This is a genomic window from Haloferax sp. AB510 (assembly GCF_024136985.1).
Taxonomy (GTDB): domain Archaea; phylum Halobacteriota; class Halobacteria; order Halobacteriales; family Haloferacaceae; genus Haloferax.
In genome coordinates, this window is record NZ_JAMYJY010000013.1 from 44,299 (window position 1) to 52,277 (window position 7,979).

The window sequence follows — 7,979 nt, forward strand, 5'->3', positions numbered from 1 at the left end:
ACGTCGTCGACCCACAGGACGAGCGTCCGACGGTCCCGAAGAAAAGAAACGTCGTCGCGGGCGCTCCCGCGAGGGCGCAGTCTCAGTCCCGAATCTCGACGAACAGCCGCTGCACGTCGACGACGTTGACCTCGCCGTTACCGGAGAAGTCGAACTCGTCGGCGTTGTCGGTGATGGCCGGGCTGTTCCGGTTCGCGAACATCGCCTGCACGTCCGAGATGGTCACGTTTCCGTCACCGTTGATGTCCTCGAACGTTCCGTCGCCGTCCGGGTCGGTCGGCGCGGCGTCAGATGCGCCGACTGGTTCGAGGTCCACCGCGGTGAGGGTCACGCCGCTCTCGGAGCCGACGTCGTACTCGGTACCGGGTTCGCTTCCCAGCACCGTCTCCGACACCGCGAGTTCGGACGTTCCGGCGGACGTGAGCGTGACGTTCACGCGGGCGAAGGTGACGGTCCCAGTCTGCGCCGTGTCCATGCCGAACGCATCGATTGCGACCGAGTCGTTCTCCGGGCCGCGATTGATGTCGGTCCCGTTCGGCGAGCCGAGGACGGTCACGTCGGTGATCGTTCCCGCCGTGCCGTTCGTCAGGTTGAGCGTCGTTTCGAACGCGCCGACGCCCTCGGTCACGTTCGTCGCGACGAGGTCGACGGTCACCGTCTCGTTCACGCTCGCGGTCGTCGGCGTCGCGAGCGCCCGCACGTTGACCGCGTCCGGCGTCGCGTTGGTCTCGTCGTCACCCAACTGGACCGTCACGGTTCGGTCTCCGGTGAGCGTGAGCGTCTCGGTCGTCTCGACGCCTTCGAGGTCGGTCGCGTTCGGCGGCGCTTCGACGGTCAGCCGGAGGTCGCCGGCGAGTTCGACGCCGGGACGCCCCGTCGCGTCGAGCACCATCGTCCCGTTCGGAAGCGTGCTTCCGGAGACGAAGCCGACCGAACCGTTGTTGCGGTGGTCGACCGTCACGCGCGCGTTCTCGACCGGGTCGCCGCCGGCGTCGACGACGGAGACGTTGAGCAGGTGTGCCTCGGGAAGCCCGACTGTTTCGACGTCGCGCGGGGCGGTCCCCACGTCAATCGACGTCGCCGCGTAGACGTCCGGGACGGCGTCACGCGGGAAGCTCGTGCCCTGTTCGTCGTACCGCTCCTGTCGGAACTTCACGTTGTACGTCCCGTTTTCCGCGACGGCCACGCCGAACGAACCGTCGTCGGCCGTGCGAGCGAAGCCGCCGCCGGACGTCCCGTTCGTATCGCCGAGGACGACCGCGGTCCGGTTGTCCGCCGGTTCGCCGTCCGGCCGGACGAACTGGCCGGTGACGTTCACTCGGTCGGTCAACCGGACCGTGAGGTTCGTGTCCGACGTGACGTTCAGCCGCGTCCCGACGAAGGTTCCGTTCGGTCCTCTGGCCTGGACCTGCACGTTGCCGCCGTAATCGTTGGGAACCGCGTTCGGCCCGGCGACTTCGACACCCTTTGTCTGGCCGAAGATGAACTGACCGCTGTTGTCGGTCTCTCCGCTGACGGAGTCGAACACGCGGTTTCCGCCGTAGGCGACGACGACCGTCGCGTCGTCGGCCGGCTCACCTTGACGGTCGAGCACCGTCACGTTGAGCCGGCTGGCGCTCGGCAGCTCGTCGCTCCCGAGATGTGTCGAACTGTCGGCGTAGACGCGGTGGAGCGGGTAGATGTCCGGCACCCCGTCGACCTGGCTACTCGGCTGGACGAAGGAGACCTGATACGCCCCGCGGGCGGCCGTCAGGTCGTACTCGCCGTTCGGTCCGAGCGACGACACGTCGCCGTCGGTCGCGCCGAGCCGAGTGTCGAGGACGACCTCTCCGGGCGGAACGGTCCCGTCGGCGGCCTCCACGAAGCCAGTCAGGTTCGACTCCGTGTCGTCCGTCTCGTTCGCGGCGAGCGTGAACGAGAGTTCCGTGTCGTTCGTCACGGTGACGCGCTGTTGTTGAATCGTCTCCTCGTACGCGTCGGAGTCCGCCGGCGGCAGGACCTCGACGGTCACGTTGCCGGTGACTTCCACGCCGGGACGGGATGCATTACTGAGGGTGAGTAGTCCGTCGGCGTTCGTCAGGCCGCCGTACACCGCCCTCGCGGAGCCGTTGGCGTGTCCGAGACGAAGCCGCGCGTCTTCGACCGCAGTCCCGTTTTCGGCCGTCACGGAGACGTTGAGGACGTGGCCCTCGGGAATCTCCGCGTCGACGGTCGTCGTCTGTGACGTGTTGATTCGGTCGACCGCGTAGATGTCCGCGACGCCGTCGCGCGGCCACGCGTCGGCTCTGGCGGCCGACTCGCTTCCGTTGAACTGGTAGAAGCCGACGTGATACTCGGTGTCCTGAAGCACCGACTGGTCGAACTCCGCGATATCCTGCGTCGTGTTGTAGAACCCGGTGTCGTTCGTCGTCGCGGCGGCCGTCGGGGTATCGAGCGCCCCGTTGAACAGCGCGACCGTATCGTTGACCAGCGGCGTTCCATTGGTCGTCGTGATGCGGCCGGACACCGACGTGGTCTCGCGGACCGGCTCCGCGCTCTGGTTGACGTCGATGTAGCCCTCGTCCGACGAGAGCCGACCGTCTGCGGTGACGGTCTGGACCATCGCGGAGTAGCTGTCGGCTTCGGTCGTCGCCGGAATCCTGACCGTCGCGTTCTCGCCCGGCTCGAACGTCCGGGTCGTGAGTACGCGGTCTTCAGCGTCGCTATCCCACGAGTAGACGGTGAGCACGCCGCCTTCGACTGTCTCGTCGGGGACGTCGTAGTTGACTGTCACCGTCTCGCCGGGTGCGACTTCGGTGTAGCCGTTCCCGCGGTCCCCGACGCGGACGTTTATGGCGTACTGGCTCAGCGACGGCGACGTCCAGTAGTTGAAGTCCCGCGTCCGGCTGTCGGCCGCGAGCGCGACCGAGAGCTGCGCGTCAGCGGGCACGTCGTACGTGAACGACGCCTGCCCGGTCGCGTTCGTCGTCACCAGCCCGGTCGCGAACACGCCGGCTCGCAGGCCGTTGCGCGCACCGATGTACGCGACGGGCGCGTTCGAAACGGGCGACCCGTCCGCGTCGGTGAACGATATCGACCCGTTCGCCGACTGGCCGGGTTCGGTTCCGTACTCCCCGTCGAGGTCGGTTTCGCCCTGCGAGATGTCCGTGTAGCCGTAGCCGACGACTGTGCTGTCGTCGACAGTCGTCGTCGCGCGCAGTCGGATGTTCCTGTTGTGGTAGTCCGCAAGCGATTGCGGCAGGTCGAACGAGACGCTCGCCGCCCCGGTGCTGTTCGTCGTGACGGTCCGGTAATCGAGAACCGTCGCGTCGACTCCCGAGAGCACGCGAACGTCCTGGTTACTCACTGCCGTGTCGTTTTTCTCGACGATGACCGTCGCCGTTACGCTCCCGTCCGGGCTGACGTCGCCACCCGTCCGGACCTCCACCTCTGCCGCCGGCTCGTCCGGCACCGGTTCGTCGTCCTCAGTCGTTCGGTTTTCGACTTCGAGTTCGGCGTCCTCAGCGATTCGAACGCCGTTCGTCTCGAGGGTGACGTCGTAGTGGACGCGATACTCCGTCTGGTTCGCCGGCACGTCCCACGACGTCACGAACTGGCCGCTGGCGGTCGTCGTGAGCGTCTGGGTCTCGAGGACCGTATCGCTCTCGTTTTCGACGCGAAGCGTGATCTCCTCGTTCGCCAGCGGTTCGCCCGTCTCGGTGAGAACCGTTCCGGAAATCGACGCGCGCTCGCCCGGCCGAAGCTCCCACCAGTTCGGGATGTTGACGCTACTGATGTACTCCGCAGAATCGATGGTCGCGCGCTCGGTTTCGCCGTTCGGTCCGGTCGCGCGAACGACGTACGACCCGCTCTGCGTCGTCGTGAGGTTGAGCCGAGCGAAACTGTCGGCCCCTGTCGTCACGTTCTGTTCGGTTACGCTCCCGTTGGGTGCCCGAATCTCGACGTGAACCGGGTCACCGGTCGTGGGATCTCCGTCGACGCTCGTGTGAACGGCGACGCCAACGGTGCTGTTCCGCGGCGTCGTTTGACGGTAGTACTGCGGGACGAGCTGTGCCCGCGGGCCCGCGGTAAAGCTCGCGTAGCCGGTGTATCCGCTCACGTCTGACGTCACGAACACTCGGTACTCCCCGTTATCGCGTCCGGTGAGGTCGTAGTCGACGACTGCCGTTCCGTTTTCTCCGGTCGTCACGTTGAACGTGTCCGTCCCGTTCGGCGTCTCGACTTCGACCGTGAGCGACGTGTTCGCCGGCACGTACTCGTCCGTCGTCACGTTCACCGCGCTCACGCGGATGTTGACGGTCCCATCGCTGTCGTACGAGGGTTCGCCGTACTCGTAGGCGACGCTCGCCGCCACATCGATTCCCGGGTCCGAGTCGTGGCTGACCGAACTGAGGAGTTCGTCGGACGACTCGGCGTCGCTCGCCGTGACCGTCGAATCGTCCGTGAGTTCGACGCGTTCGGTCTGCTTTTCGATGCCGCCGTCGGTCCGTACGTAGGTGACGACGAGATACTCCCCTCGCGGGAGCGACGACGTGTCCACATCACCCCCTTCGAAGTGGTAGTCTTCGCCCGACTCCGTGTCGATGAACACCACCTCGAGAACCCCGCTTTCGTTTACTGGTTGTACCTCTGTGTCCGGTGGCTGCTGAATCTCCTCTGCCGCACTAACCCCAACCAATGCGACCGAGCAGACGAACAGCACTGCCCCTAGTGTAACTGCTATCCGTGCTCGCATCAGTCGCAAGTGTTTATTGAAATAGTATAATTGTACCGTACGCTGGAAACAATTGACTGGGCCGCGATGTCGGTGAGTCTCGCGACTCCCGACCGAACCACCACGAGAACGCCTTCGGGACCTCACAAGCGCAGAATGGGTGGATATAATAACTCTAACCTTGTTACATCAAATGTGAACATGGCTACCAATCCTGTCTCCCGGTGACTCGCCGATGGGAATCGTCCTCTCGACTGTCACTCGGAGAAACAATTATTGGCTGTTACATGAATCTCTAACCGAATGAGTGCCTTCAGTACTCCGTGAAAATGCGGATTCGTAGGTGCTGACAAGGAACGTTCCATACAACATGGTGGCTACACACTACGAAGTGGGTGAAACAGTACCAGTAGACATCTGCTCGGTCCCCGCCGAGGAGGAAGAAATCACGTTCGCCGTCCCCGTCGACGTCTACGACGGGTACGGGAGCGCCAAGCACGTCTATCCGACAGAGCAAGTCGAACGCATCTGGGACTTGTTCGTCACGAGCGGCGACACCGACGAGGTGGCGGTCGCAGACGAAGTTCGGCTCTACACGATTCCCCACGACGCGCTCCGCTGAGTGGGTCGTGGTCGCGCTGTCGTTCCCCTCCACATCGCGCTCGACTCGCGAGCGCGAGTCGCATTCGACGACCAGACATCGGGGCCGACCTATCCGATAGTTTACCATGGGTCGAACGGTCCAGAACTCGCAGACGTGCCACCGATTCGACCAGACAGCTCAGAGACAGCTATGCGTGACTACGCGGCGACGACCGTATCGGCTCGGACCGATCGCGGCGGTGGTTGGTACCGAGCAGCTCGCGTATAAGAGACCCGAACGACGCGTTCAGTGGTTGATCCCAGAACTCAGAGACCGCGTTCCGGTCGTGGCGCGGTAAGCCGACGGCCGGTGACCACACCCGCATCAAACGTATCAATTCATCAGTTAGTTCTGCGAGTTGAGTAATAATTATCACGGTGCTCGTTGGACATATGGCTGGAACTTGAGCAGTACGTCTCCGGAGTATGGGCAGGGAGAGATACTGCATACAACAATGAAAAATTGTGTGGGTTGTCAACGAATGGCCAAAGAGAGATACGATGCAGGGGAAACCGTACCGTCGACCATCTGTACAGTCGCCGACGACGACGAGGGGCTGACGTTCGGGGCGACAGTCGACGTCGACGAGGGAGAGGTTGCGTTCGCCGTTCCGGTCGAGGTCTACCATGGCTACGGGAGCGCGAAGCATATCTATCCGATCGAACAGGTCGAAGACGTTTCGGACCTGTTCGTAACGAAGAACCACTTCGAGGAGGTGTCCATCGCGGAGAGCGTACAGTTGTACACGATGCCGCACGACTCGCTCCGTTGATTGCGCGGCGCGCGAGTCGGCCCCCGCGTCGACCGCGACCCGCCTCGTTCGGACCCGCCCGCCTTCTCGGCGCGAAAGTCCGGTGCCGAGCCGCCGAATTCTACATGATTATCCATTGGTGTGTCTCTGTCGGAGCGAAGAGTCTACTTACCTGACCGTACCCATCACGAGCAATGACGCTCGAAGACGACGCCCGAGACTACCATCGGCGGCCGCCCGCGGGGAAAGTGGAGATTGCGACGACGAAGCCGACGAACACCCAACGCGACCTGAGCCTGGCGTACTCGCCGGGCGTGGCCGCGCCGTGTCTCGACATCGCGGAGGACGAAGACGCCGCCTACGAGTACACGGCGAAGGGCAACCTCGTCGGCGTCGTCTCCAACGGATCCGCCGTCCTCGGGCTGGGGGACATCGGGGCGCAGGCGTCGAAACCGGTGATGGAAGGCAAGGGCGTGCTGTTCAAGCGCTTCGCCGACATCGACGTGTTCGACGTTGAGTTCGACCACGACGACCCGCAGGCGTTCGTGGAGTCGGTCGCCGCGATGGAGCCGACGTTCGGCGGCATCAACTTGGAGGACATCAAGGCCCCCGAGTGCTTCGAAATCGAGGAGTCCCTGCGCGACCGAATGGACATCCCCGTGTTCCACGACGACCAGCACGGTACGGCCATCATCTCCGGCGCGGCGCTTTTGAACGCCGCCGACATCGCGGACAAGGAGCTGTCGTCGCTGAACGTCACCTTCTCGGGGGCGGGCGCGGCCGCGACGGCGACGGCGCGGTTCTACGTCTCGCTGGGCATCCCCCACGAGAATATCACGCTGTGCGACATCGACGGCGTCCTCTCGGAGTCGCGGGCCGACGCCGGCGACCTCGACGAGTACGCCGAACCGTTCGCCCGCGGCGTCGACGACGGCGACCTCGAAGACGCAATCGAGGGCGCGGACGTACTCGTCGGCCTCTCGGTCGGCGGCATCGTGAGCCAGGAAATGGTGCGGTCGATGGCCGACAACCCCATCATCTTCGCGATGGCGAACCCGGACCCCGAAATCGCCTACGAGGACGCAAAGGACGCCCGCGACGACACGGTCATCATGGCGACCGGGCGCTCCGACTACCCGAATCAGGTGAACAACGTCCTCGGGTTCCCTTTCATCTTCCGCGGCGCACTTGACGTGCGCGCGACCGAAATCAACGAGGAGATGAAGCGCGCGGCCGCCGAGGCGCTGGCGAACCTCGCCCGACAGGACGTGCCCGACGCGGTCGTCAAGGCCTACGGCGACGGCCCGCTCCAGTTCGGCCCCGACTACCTCATCCCCAAGCCGCTCGACCAACGCGTCCTCTACGAGGTGACGCCCGCCGTCGCCGAGGCGGCCATGGAGAGCGGCGCGGCCCGCCGCGAGCGCGACCTCGACGACTACCGCGAGGAGTTGGAGGCCCGCCTCGGGAAGTCCCGCGAGATGATGCGCGTCGTCCTCAACAAGGCGGCGACGAACCCCAAGCGGGTCGTCCTCGCCGAGGGCGAAGACGAGAAGATGATTCGCGCCGCGAGCCAGTTGGTCGAAGAGGGCATCGCCGAACCTCTCCTCGTCGGCCGGACGAAAGAGATTCTCCGCACCGCCGAGGACCTCGGCCTCGATTTCGACCCGACCATCGCCGACCCCGAAAGCGGCGAGTGGAACCACTACGTCGACCACCTCTACGAGCGCCGCCAGCGCAAGGGCCTCACCCGGACGGAGGCTGCCGAACTCGTGCGGAGCGACTCGAACTACTTCGCCAGCGTGATGGTCGCCATGGACGACGCGGACGCGATGCTGACGGGGCTGACCCACCACTACCCGTCGGCGCTCCGC

Annotated in this window: 4 protein-coding genes; 3 read left to right on the forward strand and 1 reads right to left on the reverse strand. The window is 64.7% G+C overall.

All coding sequences use genetic code 11. The annotated features are described in order from the left end of the window. Window positions 1-82: 82 nt before the first annotated feature. Window positions 83-4,591 (reverse strand): dockerin type I domain-containing protein, encoded by a 4,509-nt coding sequence (locus NKF06_RS21125; protein ID WP_253244635.1) that lies wholly within the window; start codon window positions 4,589-4,591, stop codon window positions 83-85. Between the two features lie 493 nt (window positions 4,592-5,084). Between NKF06_RS21125 and NKF06_RS04355 the strand changes: the two genes are divergently transcribed. The 3 genes from NKF06_RS04355 to NKF06_RS04365 form a co-directional block, all read left to right on the forward strand. Beyond that, a complete protein-coding gene (locus tag NKF06_RS04355) occupies window positions 5,085-5,336 on the forward strand; it encodes a hypothetical protein (RefSeq protein WP_058826966.1) in 252 nt (83 codons plus the stop codon). Between the two features lie 502 nt (window positions 5,337-5,838). Next, window positions 5,839-6,129, forward strand: coding sequence for a hypothetical protein (locus NKF06_RS04360; protein WP_058826965.1), 291 nt, complete (start codon window positions 5,839-5,841; stop codon window positions 6,127-6,129). Between the two features lie 173 nt (window positions 6,130-6,302). Further along, window positions 6,303-7,979, forward strand: a 1,677-nt coding sequence (locus NKF06_RS04365) for a phosphate acyltransferase (protein WP_253244636.1), incomplete at its 3' end; no start/stop codon positions are given.